Here is a 15919-nt window from a genome sequence, read left to right on the forward strand (position 1 = left end):
GGACGCGAACTCCCTTGGCAGCACGCAGCAAGGCCCGTTCGCGGGCCCTCGACATCCTCTTCGAGGCGGACCAGCGCGGCATGAACGCCGAGACGCTCCTCGACGAGCGCCTGCTCGACCGCGAGTCGAGAGCCGCGAACAACCCCTACACCGCGGACCTGGTGCGCGGCGTGGTCGCCAGGTGGAACGACATCAACGCGGCGCTGACCGACTACAGCCAGGGCTGGACCCTCGACCGGATGCCGGCCGTCGACCGTGCGGTGCTGCGGCTCGGCGCGTGGGAGGTCCTCTGGAACGACGAGATCCCCGACGCCGTCGCGATCTCCGAGGCCGTGGCGCTCGCGACCGACCTGTCGACCGACGAGTCCCCGGGGTTCGTCAACGGGCTGCTGGCCCGGCTGGCCGAGGTCAAGGCGACCATCGTCTAGTCCGACGGGCATGCCGCCTCCCCGCGACACCAGCATGGAACGAAGCCACCCCCGCGCGGGTGGCTTCGTGCGTTCCGGGTGGCTTCGTGCGTTCCGGGTGGCTTCGTACGGTTCGGGTGCGACGGGCCGAGGCGCGGACCCGTGTCAGGAGCGGAGCCGGGCCGCGTTAGACTCCCTCGCGAAGACATCCTTTAACCACCGTCCTGTGAGGCGGGGAAGGAGGTCCAGCGGCGATGGCCTGCCCTGACCTGAGCGCACCCACCCAGTCATCCGACGACCGCTCGAGCATCCCCGAGGACGCTCGCGACGTCATGAGCGAAGGGGACATCTCCCGGGCGCTGCGGCGCATCGGTCACGAGATCCTCGAGCGCAACAAGGGCAGCGAGGGTCTCGTCCTGCTCGGCATCCCCTCGCGCGGCGTCCCGCTCGCCCGCCGCCTCGCCGCGTGCATCGAGGACGTCGAAGGACACGCGGTCCCGGTCGGCGAGCTCGACATCACGCTGCACCGCGACGACCTGCGCCGCAACCCCGTGCGCGCGGCCCACCGCTCCCGCATCCCCGACGGCGGCATCGACGACCGCGTCGTCGTCCTCGTCGACGACGTCCTCTACTCGGGCCGCACCATCCGGGCCGCGCTCGACGCGCTCTCGGAGCTCGGCCGACCCCGCGCCGTACGCCTTGCCGTGCTCGTCGACCGTGGCCACCGCGAGCTGCCCATCCGCGCCGACCACGTCGGCAAGAACCTCCCGACGTCGCGCGACGAGCGCGTCCACGTCCGGGTCGCCGAGGTCGACGGCCTCGAGGTCGTGCGCATCAGCGGGGGTGAGTCCCGATGACCCGCCATCTCATCTCGTCCGCCGACCTGACCCGCCGCGACGTCGAGGACATCCTCGAGACCGCGGCCTCGATGCACGACCTGCAGCGGCGCGAGGTCAAGAAGGTGCCGACCCTGCGTGGCCGCACCGTCATCAACTTCTTCTTCGAGGACTCGACCCGCACCCGCAGCTCGTTCGAGATCGCGGGCAAGTGGATGTCGGCCGACACGATCAACCTCTCGGCCAAGGGCTCCTCGACGAGCAAGGGCGAGAGCCTGCGTGACACGGCGATGACGATCGACGCCATGGCCGTGGACGCGCTCGTCATCCGGCACAACGCGTCCGGCGCGTGCCACCAGGTCGCCAAGTGGGTGCGGTGCAGCGTCATCAACGCCGGCGACGGCACGCACGAGCACCCGACGCAGGCGCTGCTGGATGCGTACACCCTCCGAACGCGCCTCGGTGACCTCGACGGCAGGCACGTCGTCATCGTCGGCGACCTGACCCACTCGCGGGTCTTCCGCAGCAACGTCATCACGCTCAAGACGCTCGGCGCCCGCGTGACCGTCGTCGCCCCGCCGACGCTCATGCCCAGCGGCATCGCGGCGTGGAGCGAGGCCGACGGCTTCGCCACGAGCTGGGACCTCGACGCCGTCCTCGACGGCGACGACCCCGTCGACGCCGTGATGATGCTCCGGGTCCAGCGCGAGCGGATGAGCGGCGGGTTCTTCCCGACACCCCGCGAGTACACCGTCGGTTACGGCCTGACCCGCGACCGGCTCGACCGGCTCGTCGCGCGCAACGAGGACGTCCTGGTGCTCCACCCCGGTCCGATGAACCGCGGGCTCGAGATCGCGCCCGAGGCGGCCGACGCGCCGCAGTCCGTCGTCCTCGACCAGGTCTCGGCGGGCGTCGCGGTCCGCATGGCCGTGCTGTACCACCTGCTCGCGGGTGACGACACTCCCGCGCCGGCGGCCACCTCCCCCGACGCGAGCTCGGCCCCGACCAGCCGCACGACCGAAGGAGCCGCCCGATGAACCGCCTCGTGATCCGTGGCGCCCGCCTGCTCGGTGCCCAGGCTGCCGACCTGCTCGTCGAGGACGGCGTCATCACCGAGGTCGGCTCGGTCTCCGTGCCGCGCGACGCCGATGTGCTGGACGCCGACGGGCTCGTGGCGCTGCCGGGCCTCGTCGACCTGCACGTGCACCTCCGCGAGCCGGGTCGCGAGGACGCCGAGACGATCGCGACCGGTTCGGCCGCGGCCGCCGCCGGCGGCTTCACGGCCGTCTTCGCGATGGCCAACACCAACCCCGTCACCGACACCGCAGAGGCGGCCGAACGCGTGCACGACCTCGGGCATGCCTGCGGGCTCACCGAGGTGGTCCCGGTCGGCGCCGTGACGAAGGGCCTCGAGGGCGCCGAGCTCGCGGAGCTCGGCCTCATGGCGCGCTCCCGCGCGAAGGTCCGCGTCTTCAGCGACGACGGCCACTGCGTCCACGACGCGCGGATCATGCGGCGCGCGCTCGAGTACGTCAAGCCATTCGGCGGCGTCATCAGCCAGCACGCGCAGGACCCGCGCCTCGCCGGCCGTGAGGCCTGCTGCCACGAGGGGGAGGTCTCGGGTCGCCTGGGACTCCCCGGCTGGCCCGGCATCGCCGAGGAGTCGATCGTGGCCCGCGACGTCATGCTCGCCCGGCACACCGGCTCGCGCGTCCACGTCGCGCACGTGTCGACGGCCGGCACGGTCGAGGTGCTCCGATGGGCCAAGGCGCAGGGCATCGCGGTCACGGCCGAGGTCACGCCTCACCACCTGGTCCTCACGACCGACCTGCTGGCGGGCTACGACCCCGTCTACAAGGTCAACCCGCCGCTGCGCCCGGCCGAGGACGTCGAGGCACTCCGGGAGGCCCTCGTCGACGGGACCATCGACGCCGTCGCCACCGACCACGCACCCCACGCCCGGCACGACAAGGAGCACGCCTTCGTCGACGCGGCGTTCGGCATGCTCGGGCTCGAGACGGCGCTGTCGGTCGTGAGCGACGTGCTCGTGCAGCCGGGCCGGCTCGCCTGGTCCGACGTGGCGCGCGTCATGTCGACCGCGCCGGCCCGCATCGGCGGGCTGTCCGACCAGGGGCAGGGCCTTGCCGTCGGCAGCCCGGCCCACGTGACCCTCGTCGACCCCGACCGCGAGGTCACGGTCGACGCCGCCGCGAGCCGCAGCCGCTCGCGCAACAACCCGTGGCACGGGCGCACCCTGCAAGGAGCCGTCCTGGCGACGGTCTTCGCCGGGCGCGTCACCCACGACGTCCGCAACGGCGCGGGCACCCGACGAGAACTGACGAACGCGACGACCTCAGGGGCAGACCTGTGACGACCCAGACACCGCTCACCGTGCCGAGCCGAGACGGACGGCCCGGCCGCACGCGCGAGGGAGCCATCCTCGTCCTCGAGGACGGCCGAACCTTCCGCGGCGCGTCCTACGGCGCCGTCGGCGAGACCGTCGGCGAGGCGGTCTTCTCGACCGGCATGACCGGCTACCAGGAGACGCTGACCGACCCGAGCTACCACCGGCAGGTCATCGTCATGACCGCGCCGCACGTGGGGAACACGGGCGTCAACACCGAGGACGACGAGAGCACCCGCATCTGGGTGGCCGGCTACGTCGTGCGGGACCCCGCGATCCGCTCGTCGAACTGGCGGGCCACCCGCGACCTCGAGGACGAGCTCGACGAGCAGGGCGTCGTCGGCATCTGCGAGCTCGACACGCGCGCCCTGACGCGCCACCTGCGCGAGCGCGGCGCGATGCGCGTCGGGATCTTCAGCGGCCAGGCCGCCCACCGACCCGAGGGCGAGCTGCTCGACGCCGTGCGCACGAGCCCCCAGATGGCGGGCGCCGCCCTCGCCGCCGAGGTCACGACCACCGAGCCGTATGCCGTCGGCGCCGTGGGCGAGAAGCGCTTCACCGTCGCGGCCGTCGACCTCGGCATCAAGGCGATGACGCCGCACCTCATGGCCCAGCGCGGCATCGAGGTGCACGTGCTGCCGGCCACCGCAACGATCGACGACGTGCTCGCGGTGGGGGAGGACGGCCCCGACGGCGTGTTCTTCTCCAACGGCCCCGGCGACCCTGCGACGGCCGAGCGCGAGGTCGAGCTGCTGCGCGAGGTGCTCGACCGCGGCGTGCCGTTCTTCGGCATCTGTTTCGGCAACCAGCTCCTCGGACGGGCGCTCGGCTTCGGCACGTACAAGCTGAAGTACGGCCACCGCGGCATCAACCAGCCGGTCATGGACCGCACGACGGGCAAGGTCGAGGTGACCGCCCACAACCACGGCTTCGCCGTCGACGCCCCGCTCGACGGGGACAGCGACACGGCATACGGCCGCGTCCGGGTCTCGCACGTGTGCCTCAACGACGACGTCGTCGAGGGCCTCGAGTGCCTCGACCGCCCGGCGTACTCCGTCCAGTACCACCCCGAGGCTGCCGCCGGCCCGCACGACGCCGCCTACCTCTTCGACCGCTTCGTGGAGCTCATGGAAACCAGACAGACAACCCACCAGAGGAGTTCGGCGCGCGTCGCGCCCGGACTGACGAGCGAAGCCAGCGACAAGCAGGGCGGGAGCAGGTAATGCCGAAGCGAAGCGACATCAAGAGCGTCCTCGTCATCGGGTCGGGCCCGATCGTCATCGGCCAGGCGTGCGAGTTCGACTACTCCGGCACTCAGGCCTGCCGGGTGCTGCGCGAGGAGGGCATCCGTGTCATCCTCGTCAACAGCAACCCGGCGACGATCATGACCGACCCGGAGTTCGCCGACGCCACCTACGTCGAGCCGATCACCCCGGAGGTCGTCGAGGCGATCATCGCCAAGGAGCGTCCCGACGCCGTGCTCGCGACCCTGGGCGGCCAGACCGCCCTCAACTGCGCGATCTCCTTGCACGAGAACGGTGTCCTCGAGAAGTACGGCTGCCCGCTCATCGGCGCCAACGTCGAGGCGATCCAGCTCGGCGAGGACCGCGAGGCGTTCAAGGGCGTCGTCGAGCGCTGCGGCGCCGAGTCGGCTCGCTCGATCATCTGCCACTCGATGGATGAGCTGCTCGCGGCGGCCGAGGAGCTCAGCTACCCGGTCGTCGTGCGCCCGTCCTTCACGATGGGTGGGCTCGGCTCCGGTTTCGCCTACGACGAGGCCGACCTGCGTCGCATCGGCGGCCAGGGCCTGCAGTACTCCCCGACGACGGAGGTGCTCCTCGAGGAGTCGATCCTCGGCTGGAAGGAGTACGAGCTCGAGGTGATGCGCGACCACGCCGACAACGTCGTCGTCGTCTGCTCCATCGAGAACCTCGACCCGATGGGCGTGCACACCGGCGACTCGATCACCGTCGCGCCGGCGCTGACGCTCACGGACCGCGAGTACCAGCGGCTGCGCGACATCGGCATCGCCGTGATCCGCGAGGTCGGCGTCGACACGGGCGGCTGCAACATCCAGTTCGCCGTCAACCCGCGCGACGGGCGCATCATCGTCATCGAGATGAACCCGCGCGTCTCGCGGTCGAGCGCCCTGGCGTCCAAGGCAACCGGCTTCCCGATCGCCAAGATCGCCGCGAAGATGGCCATCGGCTACACGCTCGACGAGGTGCCCAACGACATCACCCGGGAGACGCCGGCCAGCTTCGAGCCGACGCTCGACTACGTGGTCGTCAAGGTGCCGCGGTTCGCCTTCGAGAAGTTCCCGGCCGCCGACCCGACGCTGACGACGACCATGAAGTCGGTCGGCGAGGCGATGTCGATCGGGCGCAACTTCACCGAGGCGCTCCAGAAGGCACTGCGCTCGCTGGAGAAGAAGGGAGCGTCGTTCCACTGGGACGGCGAGGTCACGAAGCTCCTGGCCGAGCGCGCGCTCGACGAGGCGAGGGTGCCGACCGACGGCCGGATCGTCCTCGTCCAGCAGGCGCTGCGCGGCGGGTGCACGGTCGAGGAGGTCCACGCGGCCACCGGGATCGACCCATGGTTCCTCGACCAGATCGCGCTCATCAACGACGTCGCGACGATGCTCGCCGACGCCGACCAGCTGACGCCGGAGCTGCTCCGCCTCGTCAAGCGCCATGGCTTCAGTGACGCCCAGGTGGCCTCGATCCGGCGTATGCCGGAGGCCGTGGTCCGCGGCGTGCGCCACGCCCTCGGCGTGCGTCCGGTCTACAAGACCGTCGACACGTGCGCCGCCGAGTTCGCGGCGGCGACGCCGTACCACTACTCGACGTACGACGAGGAGACGGAGGTGGCTCCGCGCGAGCGCCCGGCCGTCATCATCCTCGGCTCCGGCCCGAACCGCATCGGGCAGGGCGTCGAGTTCGACTACTCCTGCGTGCACGCGTCGTTCTCCCTGCGCGACAAGGGATTCGACACGGTCATGGTCAACTGCAACCCCGAGACCGTGTCGACCGACTACGACACGAGCAGCCGCCTGTACTTCGAGCCGCTGACCCTCGAGGACGTCCTCGAGGTGATCCACGCCGAGAGCCAGGCCGGCCCGATCGCCGGGGTCATCGTGCAGCTCGGTGGCCAGACCCCGCTCGGACTGGCGCAGGCGCTCGAGGACGAGGGCGTGCCGATCGTCGGCACGTCTCCGGGCGCCATCCACCTCGCCGAGGACCGCGGCGCCTTCGGCCAGGTGCTGGCCAAGGCGGGCCTCATCGCGCCCAAGCACGGCACGGCGTACAGCTCGGACGAGGCCCTGGTCATCGCCCGGGAGATCGGCTACCCGGTGCTCGTGCGTCCCTCGTACGTCCTCGGCGGCCGCGGCATGGTCATCGTCTACGACGACGACTCGCTCGTGACGTACGTCGAGAAGGCGACCGAGGCGTCGCCGGACCACCCGATCCTCATCGACCGGTTCCTCGACGACGCCATCGAGATCGACGTCGACGCGCTCTTCGACGGCGACGAGATGTACCTCGGCGGGATCATGGAGCACGTCGAGGAAGCCGGCATCCACTCCGGTGACAGCTCGTGCACGCTCCCGCCCGCGACGCTCGGCGACGGCGAGCTGACCCGGGTCCGGGAGGCGACGCGCAAGCTCGCAGAGGGCATCGGCGTCCGGGGTCTCATGAACGTCCAGTTCGCCCTCGCCCAGGACATCCTCTACGTCATCGAGGCCAACCCGCGCGCCTCGCGCACGGTGCCCTTCGTCGCCAAGGCGACCGGCGTCCCGCTCGCCAGCGCGGCCGCCCGGGTGATGCTCGGCGCGACCGTCAAGGAGCTGCGCGAGGAGGGCATGCTGCCCCCGACCGGTGACGGCGGCACGATGCCCGCGCACGCGCCGGTCTCGTGCAAGGAGGCGGTGCTGCCGTTCAAGCGGTTCCGCACCAAGGAGGGCGTCGCGGTCGACTCCCTGCTCGGGCCGGAGATGCGCTCGACGGGTGAGGTCATGGGGATCGACGTCGACTTCGGCTCGGCCTTCTCCAAGGCCCAGCAAGGCAGCGGGTCGGCCCTGCCGCGCTCCGGGGCGATCTTCGTCTCGGTCGCCAACCGCGACAAGCGCGCGATGCTCTTCCCGGTCAAGCGCCTCGTCGACCTCGGGTTCACGATCCTCGCCACGAGCGGCACGGCAGCCGTGCTCAAGCGCAACGGCATCGAGGCCACGGTGGTCCGGAAGATCACCGAGCGCGACGCGGACGCGACCGGCGAGAAGTCCATCGTCGACCTCATCCTCGACGGCACCGTGCAGATGGTCGTCAACACGCCCTCGGGCCAGGATGCCCGCGCCGACGGCTACGCCATCCGCGCGGCGACGACGAGTGCCGACAAGCCGATCATCACGACGATCGCGACCCTCGCCGCGGCGGTCCTCGGCATCGAGGCCCAGCTGACGGAGGAGGTGCGCGTCAAGTCCCTCCAGGACCACGCCCGCGACCTCGACCTCTACGGCCGGCGGGAGTCGCTGGCCGGGGCGGGAGCCCGCGCATGAGCGAGGCCACCCTGCGCGCCCGCGTCGCCCAGGAGGTGGCCGAGGTCATCGCGACCCGCCGGGTCGGCGCCTACCAGCACCTCACCGTCGTCGCACCCGGGGTCGCCGAGCTCGCCCGACCGGGCCAGTTCGTCGCCCTGGCGGTCGGCGGCGAGACGTCGGGCACGCTGCTCCGGCGCTCGTTCTCGATCCACAAGGTCAGCCCCTCTGGCACCTACGGCGGCACCGTCGAGATCGTCGTCTCGGCGGTCGGCAGCGGTACGCAGTGGATCGTGGACCGCGCCCCGCACGACACGATCGACGTCGTCGGCCCGCTCGGCAAGGCGTTCCCGCTGCCGACCGACCCGGTGGCGTGCGTGCTCGTCGGCGGCGGCTACGGCAGTGCTCCCCTCTTCTGGCTCGCCCGGGATCTGCGCGAGCGCGGCTGTCACGTCGAGATGGTGCTCGGCGCCGCGAGCGAGGACCGTCTCTTCGGCGTCGTCGAAGCGCGCCGGAGCAGCGACGGCGTCACGGTCACCACCGACGACGGCTCGGCCGGCCAGCAGGGCTGGGTGAGCGACGTCCTGCCCGAGATCATCACCCGCACCAAGGCGGGGGTCGTCTACGGCTGCGGCCCGATGGGCATGCTGCACTCGATCACCCAGGTGGCCGAGGCGCACGGCGCCGTGGCCCAGGTCGCCGTCGAGGAGTCGATGGCGTGCGGCGTGGGCGTCTGCATGACCTGCGTCATGCCCGTCGTCGGTGCCGACGGCACCACGCGCATGGTGCGCTCGTGCGTCGAGGGCCCGGTCTTCCGCGGTGACCGCGTCCGCTGGGACGCCTTCGACGGAGGGCATGCCCGCGTGCCCGACGACGCCGTCGGCGCCCCCAAGGTGGGGGGTCACTGATGGTGGACCTCTCCGTCGACCTCGGCGGCGGACGCCGCCTGCCCAACCCGCTCATGACGGCATCGGGCTGCGCCGCGAACGGTCGTGAGCTGCACCGCTTCTTCGACGTCGCCGAGCTCGGTGCCTTCGTCACCAAGTCCGTCATGGCTGACCCCCGCTCCGGCCGGGGCACGCCGCGCATGGCCGAGACCCCGTCAGGCATGCTCAACTCGATCGGCCTGCAGGGCCCCGGGATCGACGTCTTCGTCGACGAGGACCTTCCCTGGCTGCAGTCGGTCGGTGCGCGCGTGCTCCCGTCCATCGCCGGCAGCTCGAGCACCGAGTACGCCCACGTCGCGGCGACCCTGCGCGCGAGCCGCGCCTTCGACGCCGTCGTCGGTGTCGAGGTCAACATCTCGTGTCCCAACGTCGCCAACCGCGGCCTCGTCTTCGCGTGCGACCCGATGGCCTCGGCCAAGGTCATCGCGCTCGTGCGAGAGCAGCTGCCCCGCGACATCCCCGTCTTCGCCAAGCTGAGCCCCGACGTCACGGACATCACGGCTATCGCGGCGGCATGCGTCAAAGCCGGAGCTGACGGACTCACCATGATCAACACCCTCCTCGGCATGGTCATCGACACCGACCGGATGAGGCCGCAGCTCGGGGGCGTCACGGGTGGTCTGTCCGGTCCCGGCATCCGGCCCGTCGCCGTCCGGGCCATCTGGCAGGTGCGTCAGGCGATGTTCGACGGGCGCATCCCGACCGTGCCGATCATCGGCGTCGGGGGAGTGCGCACGGGCCGCGACGCCCTCGAGCTCGTCGCCGCCGGCGCCAGCGCGATCCAGGTCGGGACCGTCGTCTTCAACGACCCCTCGGCACCCGTGCGGGTCCTGCGCGAGCTGTGCGAGCTGCTCGAGTCCAAGGGCTACGCCCACTTCACCGACGCCGTCGCCGTGGCCCACGGCCGCTGACGGCGAGCGACCAGAGAACGGAGCCGACGTGACACAGCCCCACGTGACGCAGCCCTTCGGAGCCCGGCTACAGCGCGCCATGCGCGCGCACGCTCCGTTGTGCGCTGGCATCGACCCGCACCGCCGGCTCGTCGAGTCCTGGGGACTGACCTACGACGTCGCCGGTCTCGAGCGCTTCGCCCTGACGTGCGTCGAGGCCTTCGCCGGGCGGGTCGCGGCCGTGAAGCCGCAGTCGGCGTTCTTCGAGGTGTTCGGCAGCCGGGGCATCGCCGTCCTCGAGCGCGTGCTCACCGAGCTGCGCGAGGCGGGAACGCTGACGATCCTCGACGCAAAGCGCGGCGACATCGGCTCGACCATGACCGCCTACGCCGAGGCGTACCTCGGCAAGGACGCCGTGGCACCGCCCGACGCGCTCACGGTGAGCCCGTACCTCGGCTACGAGTCGCTACGCCCGGCGATCGACCTCGCGGAACAGACCGGCCGCGGCCTCTTCGTCCTCGCCCTCACGTCGAACCCCGAGGGCGCGAGCGTCCAGCACGCGACCCGTGACGGCGAGTACGTCGCCGGGTCGATGGTGCGTGGTGCCGGCGCCGACAACGCCTCCGCACGCCTCCGCGGCGAGCTCGGCAGCGTCGGCCTCGTCATCGGCGCCACGGTGGGCACCGCGGTGCACGACCTCGGTCTCGACCTCGTCGCGGCGGCGACCCCGGTGCTCGCGCCTGGCTTCGGTGCGCAGGGCGGCACCGTCGAGTCCCTCGCGCACACGTTCGGGAGCGCACGCGACCAGGTCCTGGTCGCCTCGAGCCGCGAGATCCTGGCGGTCGGCCCCGAGCCGAGCCGCCTCGTCGGGCAGCTGGGACGGGTCGCGGACGCGCTGCGCCCCTGAGGGCCGCTGGTCCTGCGCGGGTATGAGCCGCGCATGACCCAGCGTATGGCTCACGCCGTGTCACCTCGCCGACTGCTCGCCGTCGCCGCGATCGCCCTGACCGTGCCGTTCGCCGCCGCGTGCGCGTCGAGTGTGCCGCCGACCACGGGGTCCTCGAGCGCGTCAGCTGCCCCGACGACGTCGAGCGTGACGGCGACCGCCGCAGGCGACGCGTACTGCGACGCGCTCAAGGACGGCCAGAAGGAGCTCGAGTCGATCTCGAGCAACATCACCGACCAGGCGGCGCTCAAGCAGGGCCTGGCCGTGCTCCAGAAGATCAGGGCTTCGGCGCCGCCCGAGGTCGAGCATGCCTGGGACGACTTCATCGCGTTCGTCGACGCGGCAGCCGCCGGCAACACGAGCGCCATCGTCGGGGCCCTGGAGAAGATGCAGGCGGCCGGGACGACGATCGAGACCCACGCGAAGGCGACGTGCAACATCGACATGCAGTGACGCGGTCCTGACGCCCGCTCGCGAGCCCGGGCCCGCCGGGACGACCCGACGCCCACGGCATACGGTGTCCCCATGCGAACGACCGCCTTGAGCGCGCGCCGGTCGAGCCGGTCGAGCCGGTGGGTGGCCCTCCTCCTGCTGTCGACGGTCCTGCCCGTCGCGTCCTGCTCCAACGGCTCCACGTCGTACTGCGACGCGGTCAGGGACGCCGAGCAGGAGTGGAGCGAGGCGGGCGCGAGCCTGCAGGACCCCGCTGCCGCGGCCCGGCTCGTGACGACCGTCCGACGCATCGAGGCGAGCCCGCCCGACGAGGTCAGGGCCGACTGGAGGAAGCTGCTCGACCTCTTCGAGCGGTTCACCGTCGACAACCCGGACCTCAGCTCTCTCACGAAACAGCTGGCGGGGCTCGAGAGCGCGGCGAAACGGGTCGAGACGCACGCGAAGGAGACCTGCGGGGTCGACCTCGGTCGCTGACACCACGACGTGGAGCACGTCTCGCCTGCCACGCTGGCACCCCGCGTTGCGGCGCGGACGGACGACTGGCTAGGTTCGGCGGAGACAACACGCGAGGCGTGAAGGACGGCGGGGCGCACGGGCGTTTCCGCAGGCAGCAAGGAGACCGAAGACCGTGGCGCTTCCACCGCTCACCCCCGAGCAACGGGCCGCAGCACTCGACAAGGCTGCAGCCGCACGTCGGGAGCGAGCCGCGGTCAAGAACCGGCTCAAGTACTCCAGCGGCTCGCTCGCCGAGGTCCTCGAGGACGGCAAGGCCGACCCGGTCATCGGCAAGATGAAGGTCACCGAGCTGCTCGAGTCGATGCCCGGTGTCGGTCGCGTCCGGGCCAGGGCGATCATGACCGAGGTCGGCATCGCGGAGTCGCGCCGCGTCCGCGGCCTGGGCGCCAACCAGGTCGCTGCGCTGCTGCGCCGCTTCGAGAAGCCGTGATGTCGGCTGAGCAGACCGCGGAGACGACCCAGCACGACGCACCCGAGCGACCGCGCGGCCGCCTGACGGTGCTGGCCGGACCGACCGCTGTCGGCAAGGGGACCATCGCCGCCTACGTGCGCACCCACTTTCCAGGTGTCTGGTTCTCGGTCTCGATGACGACGCGTCACCCGCGCCCGGGCGAGGTCGACGGCGTGCACTACCACTTCGTCGACGACCACGAGTTCGACCGCCTCGTCGAGGCGGGGGAGTTTCTCGAGTACGCCGTCGTGCACGGCGCTGCGAAGTACGGCACGCCGCGCGGCCCCGTCGAGCGGGTCATCCGCGAAGGCCGTGACGCCCTCCTCGAGATCGACCTTCAGGGCGCGCGCCAGGTGCGTGAGACCTGGCCCGACGCCCTCTTCGTGTTCCTCGAGCCCCCGAGCTGGGACGAGCTCGTCCGCCGTCTCGTCGGCCGGGGCACCGAGGGGGAGGCCGAGCGTGAGCGGCGCCTGTCGACCGCGCGGGCCGAGCTGGCGGCCAGGAGCGAGTTCGACGAGGTCGTCGTCAACGACGATGTTCGTCGTGCGAGCGAAGAACTCGTATCATTGATGAGGTCGGGACGCGCCGAACGGTGAGTCCCGACCTGATGTGTGCACGCTGAGCGGCGCGATCCGCACCCGGCCGACGTCCCAGCGCACACCTCGAACCCGCTGAAACCAACGAAACGAGATCACTGTGTCCGGTACCCAGGCTGCTCCCATCGGCATCACCAACCCGCCGATCGACGACCTCCTGACCGCCGCCGACTCGAAGTACGCGCTCGTCATCTACTCCGCCAAGCGCGCCCGTCAGATCAACGCGTACTACTCCCAGCTCCAGGAGGGACTGCTCGACTACGTCGGCCCCCTCGTCGAGACCGAGGTCCACGAGAAGCCCATGTCGATCGCCCTGCGCGAGATCAACGAGGGCCTGCTGACCTCCACTCCGACCGAGGCCTGAGCCCCTCCCGGGCCGGCCGGTGCCGCAGATGCGTGTCGTCCTCGGCGTGAGCGGTGGGATCGCCGCCTACAAGGCCGCGTCCCTGCTGCGGCTCTTCACCGAGCACGGCCATGACGTCACGGTCGTGCCCACCGCGGCGGCGCTCCGGTTCGTGGGAGCGCCGACGTGGTCGGCGCTGTCGGGCAAGCCGGTCAGCACCGACGTCTGGACGTCGGTGCACGAGGTCCCGCACGTACGCATCGCCCAGTCCGCCGACCTCGTCGTCGTCGCGCCGGCCACGGCCGACCTGCTCGCCAAGGCCGCGCACGGCCTCGCCGACGACCTGCTGACCAACACCCTGCTCACCGCCCGGTGCCCCGTCGCGTTCGCCCCGGCGATGCACACCGAGATGTGGGAGCACCCGGCCACGCAGGCCAACGTCGAGCTGCTGCGCTCGCGCGGCGCGCACGTCATCGACCCCGCGGTTGGGCGACTCACCGGCAAGGACTCCGGAGCGGGCCGCCTGCCCGAGCCCGAGCAGCTGTATGCCGCCTGTCTCGCGATCGTCGAGGGGCGGGTCCCGGCCGCGGCCGGCGAGACCACCCGCGACCTCGAGGGGCGGCGGGTCGTCGTCTCCGCTGGTGGCACCCGCGAACCGCTCGACCCGGTGCGCTACCTCGGCAACCGCTCGTCGGGCAAGCAGGGGCTGGCCATCGCGCGGGCCGCCGCCGACCGCGGCGCGAAGGTCACGCTCGTGGCCGCCAACGTCTCGCTGGCCGTGCCCGACGGCATCGACGTCGTGCCCGTCGAGACGACGCTCGAGCTGCAGCGCGCGGTCGAGGAGGCCGCAGCCGCCGCCGACGTCGTCGTGATGGCGGCTGCGCCCGCCGACTTCCGCCCCGCCACGGTCAGCGACAGCAAGATCAAGAAGTCGTCCGACCCCGACGCCGGTCTTCGCGTCGAGCTCGTCGAGAACCCCGACATCGTGCGTGGCCTGGTGTCCGCCCGCGACGCGCGCGGGTCGAGCACGCCGTTCGTCGTCAGCTTCGCGGCCGAGACCGGCGACGACACCGGCACCGTCATGGACCACGCCCGCGCGAAGTTCGCCCGCAAGGGCAGCGACGTGCAGGTCGTGAACGAGGTCGGCACCGACCTCACGTTCGGCAAGGACGACACCACGGTCCACATCCTGCGGCGCGGCACCGACGACGTCGTCACGGTGGGCCCGGCCAGCAAGGACGCCGTTGCCGACGTCCTCTGGGACACCGTGTCACCCCTCCTGGGCTGAGCACTAGACTCTCGCCCCAACGCGCCTGCGCCACCCACGCACACCACGCACACCGCCACGCACCCGACCTAGGGAGAGCAAGTGTCCGCACGTCTGTTCACGTCCGAGTCCGTCACCGAGGGCCACCCGGACAAGATCTGCGACCAGATCAGCGACTCGATCCTCGACGCGCTGCTGACGGAGGACAAGAACGCTCGCGTCGCTGTCGAGACGATGGTGACCACCGGTCTGGTCCACGTCGCGGGTGAGGTGTCGACGACGGGCTACGTCGAGATCCCCAAGATCGTGCGCGACACCATCCTCGAGGTGGGCTACGACGGCTCCCAGAAGGGCTTCGACGGCCGAACGTGCGGCGTCTCCATCTCGGTCGGTGCGCAGTCGCCCGACATCGCACAGGGTGTCGACACCGCGCACGAGAACCGTCATGGCGGCGTCGACCCGCTCGACAAGCAGGGCGCGGGTGACCAGGGCCTCATGTTCGGCTACGCGTGCGACGACACGGCAGAGCTGCTCCCGCTGCCGATCTTCGTCGCGCACCGGCTCGCCGAACGCCTGACCCAGGTCCGCAAGAACGGCGAGCTCGCCTACCTACGCCCCGACGGCAAGACCCAGGTCACCATCGCCTACGACGGTGACAAGGCGGTCAGGCTCGACACGGTCGTCCTGTCGACGCAGCACGCGCCCGACGTGTCCCTCGAGGGCATGCTCGAGCCCGACATCAAGGCGCACGTCTTCGCGCCCGTCCTGGCCGAGCTCGCCGCCAACGGCACAGACCTCGACACCTCCGACTTCCGCGCGCTCATCAACCCCACGGGCCGCTTCGAGATCGGTGGGCCGATGGGCGACGCCGGCCTGACCGGCCGCAAGATCATCGTCGACACCTACGGCGGCATGGCCCGCCACGGCGGCGGCGCCTTCTCCGGCAAGGACCCGAGCAAGGTCGACCGCTCGGGCGCGTACGCCATGCGGTGGGTCGCGAAGAACGTCGTCGCCGCCGGCCTCGCCCGCCGCTGCGAGGTGCAGGTGGCCTACGCCATCGGCAAGGCGCAGCCGGTCGGCCTCTACGTCGAGACGTTCGGCACCGAGACCGTCCCGGTCGACAAGATCCAGGACGCGATCACATCGGTCTTCGACCTGCGCCCCGCGGCCATCGTCGACGCGCTCGACCTGCTCCGCCCCATCTACAAGCCGACCGCGGCCTACGGCCACTTCGGCCGCACCAAGGCCGACGGCATCGACAACGGCTTCACGTGGGAGCGCACCGACCGTGTGGACGCCCTGAGGTCTGCCGTCTCCGCCTGAGACTAG

The 15919-nt window shown here is 71.4% G+C and carries 16 protein-coding genes; all 16 read left to right on the plus strand.

The window, feature by feature from the left end; all coding sequences use genetic code 11:
• The first annotated feature begins 14 nt into the window (after positions 1-14).
• The 16 genes from nusB to metK all read left to right on the plus strand — a co-directional run bounded on the left by nusB (position 15) and on the right by metK (position 15913).
• Positions 15-428: a transcription antitermination factor NusB gene (gene nusB, locus H9I49_RS18270; protein ID WP_188031834.1), complete on the plus strand. Its 414-nt coding sequence runs from the start codon at positions 15-17 to the stop codon at positions 426-428.
• A 233-nt stretch (positions 429-661) separates the two neighbouring features.
• The gene (gene pyrR / locus H9I49_RS18275; RefSeq protein WP_188031835.1) at positions 662-1264 is read left to right on the plus strand and encodes a bifunctional pyr operon transcriptional regulator/uracil phosphoribosyltransferase PyrR; all 603 of its coding nucleotides are present in this window, start codon (positions 662-664) and stop codon (positions 1262-1264) included.
• The gene (locus tag H9I49_RS18280) at positions 1261-2280 is read left to right on the plus strand and encodes an aspartate carbamoyltransferase catalytic subunit (protein WP_188031836.1); all 1020 of its coding nucleotides are present in this window, start codon (positions 1261-1263) and stop codon (positions 2278-2280) included. Before pyrR ends, H9I49_RS18280 begins: the two co-directional genes overlap by 4 nt.
• Positions 2277-3614: a dihydroorotase gene (locus H9I49_RS18285; RefSeq protein ID WP_188031837.1), complete on the plus strand. Its 1338-nt coding sequence runs from the start codon at positions 2277-2279 to the stop codon at positions 3612-3614. The genes H9I49_RS18280 and H9I49_RS18285 overlap by 4 nt, the downstream gene beginning before the upstream one ends.
• A gap of 20 nt (positions 3615-3634) precedes the next feature.
• A complete protein-coding gene (gene carA, locus H9I49_RS18290) occupies positions 3635-4870 on the plus strand; it encodes a glutamine-hydrolyzing carbamoyl-phosphate synthase small subunit (protein ID WP_370587681.1) in 1236 nt (411 codons plus the stop codon).
• Positions 4870-8202: a carbamoyl-phosphate synthase large subunit gene (gene carB / locus H9I49_RS18295; RefSeq protein WP_188031838.1), complete on the plus strand. Its 3333-nt coding sequence runs from the start codon at positions 4870-4872 to the stop codon at positions 8200-8202. The genes carA and carB overlap by 1 nt, the downstream gene beginning before the upstream one ends.
• Complete coding sequence (locus H9I49_RS18300; protein ID WP_188031839.1) at positions 8199-9089, plus strand: dihydroorotate dehydrogenase electron transfer subunit; 891 nt, start codon at positions 8199-8201, stop codon at positions 9087-9089. Before carB ends, H9I49_RS18300 begins: the two co-directional genes overlap by 4 nt.
• Entirely contained in the window at positions 9089-10039 is a 951-nt protein-coding gene (locus H9I49_RS18305) for a dihydroorotate dehydrogenase (protein WP_188031840.1), read from the plus strand. Before H9I49_RS18300 ends, H9I49_RS18305 begins: the two co-directional genes overlap by 1 nt.
• A gap of 28 nt (positions 10040-10067) precedes the next feature.
• The gene (gene pyrF, locus H9I49_RS18310; RefSeq protein ID WP_370587648.1) at positions 10068-10925 is read left to right on the plus strand and encodes an orotidine-5'-phosphate decarboxylase; all 858 of its coding nucleotides are present in this window, start codon (positions 10068-10070) and stop codon (positions 10923-10925) included.
• Positions 10926-10958: 33 nt separating this feature from the next.
• Entirely contained in the window at positions 10959-11417 is a 459-nt protein-coding gene (locus H9I49_RS18315; protein ID WP_188031841.1) for a hypothetical protein, read from the plus strand.
• Between the two features lie 72 nt (positions 11418-11489).
• A complete protein-coding gene (locus tag H9I49_RS18320; protein ID WP_188031842.1) occupies positions 11490-11891 on the plus strand; it encodes a hypothetical protein in 402 nt (133 codons plus the stop codon).
• A gap of 154 nt (positions 11892-12045) precedes the next feature.
• Entirely contained in the window at positions 12046-12363 is a 318-nt protein-coding gene (gene mihF, locus H9I49_RS18325; RefSeq protein WP_188031843.1) for an integration host factor, actinobacterial type, read from the plus strand.
• Positions 12363-12980, plus strand: coding sequence for a guanylate kinase (gene gmk, locus H9I49_RS18330; protein ID WP_188031844.1), 618 nt, complete (start codon positions 12363-12365; stop codon positions 12978-12980). The genes mihF and gmk overlap by 1 nt, the downstream gene beginning before the upstream one ends.
• A gap of 100 nt (positions 12981-13080) precedes the next feature.
• Positions 13081-13344, plus strand: coding sequence for a DNA-directed RNA polymerase subunit omega (rpoZ, locus tag H9I49_RS18335; protein ID WP_045192274.1), 264 nt, complete (start codon positions 13081-13083; stop codon positions 13342-13344).
• Between the two features lie 28 nt (positions 13345-13372).
• On the plus strand, positions 13373-14611 hold the full coding sequence (gene coaBC, locus H9I49_RS18340) for a bifunctional phosphopantothenoylcysteine decarboxylase/phosphopantothenate--cysteine ligase CoaBC (RefSeq protein WP_188031845.1): 1239 nt from the start codon (positions 13373-13375) through the stop codon (positions 14609-14611).
• An 81-nt stretch (positions 14612-14692) separates the two neighbouring features.
• Positions 14693-15913, plus strand: coding sequence for a methionine adenosyltransferase (gene metK, locus H9I49_RS18345; protein ID WP_188031846.1), 1221 nt, complete (start codon positions 14693-14695; stop codon positions 15911-15913).
• The last annotated feature ends 6 nt before the right edge of the window (positions 15914-15919 follow it).

Source organism: Terrabacter sp. MAHUQ-38 (genome assembly GCF_014518425.1).
GTDB lineage: Bacteria > Actinomycetota > Actinomycetes > Actinomycetales > Dermatophilaceae > Terrabacter.

Bases quoted from the DNA above. Each gene is read 5' to 3' on its own strand.
- pyrR (WP_188031835.1), top strand. From the start codon at position 662: ATGGCCTGCCCTGACCTGAGCGCACCCACCCAGTCATCCGACGACCGC.
- H9I49_RS18280 (WP_188031836.1), top strand. From the start codon at position 1,261: ATGACCCGCCATCTCATCTCGTCCGCCGACCTGACCCGCCGCGACGTC.
- H9I49_RS18285 (WP_188031837.1), top strand. From the start codon at position 2,277: ATGAACCGCCTCGTGATCCGTGGCGCCCGCCTGCTCGGTGCCCAGGCT.
- carB (WP_188031838.1), top strand. From the start codon at position 4,870: ATGCCGAAGCGAAGCGACATCAAGAGCGTCCTCGTCATCGGGTCGGGC.
- H9I49_RS18300 (WP_188031839.1), top strand. From the start codon at position 8,199: ATGAGCGAGGCCACCCTGCGCGCCCGCGTCGCCCAGGAGGTGGCCGAG.
- H9I49_RS18305 (WP_188031840.1), top strand. From the start codon at position 9,089: ATGGTGGACCTCTCCGTCGACCTCGGCGGCGGACGCCGCCTGCCCAAC.
- H9I49_RS18315 (WP_188031841.1), top strand. From the start codon at position 10,959: ATGACCCAGCGTATGGCTCACGCCGTGTCACCTCGCCGACTGCTCGCC.
- H9I49_RS18320 (WP_188031842.1), top strand. From the start codon at position 11,490: ATGCGAACGACCGCCTTGAGCGCGCGCCGGTCGAGCCGGTCGAGCCGG.
- gmk (WP_188031844.1), top strand. From the start codon at position 12,363: ATGTCGGCTGAGCAGACCGCGGAGACGACCCAGCACGACGCACCCGAG.
- coaBC (WP_188031845.1), top strand. From the start codon at position 13,373: ATGCGTGTCGTCCTCGGCGTGAGCGGTGGGATCGCCGCCTACAAGGCC.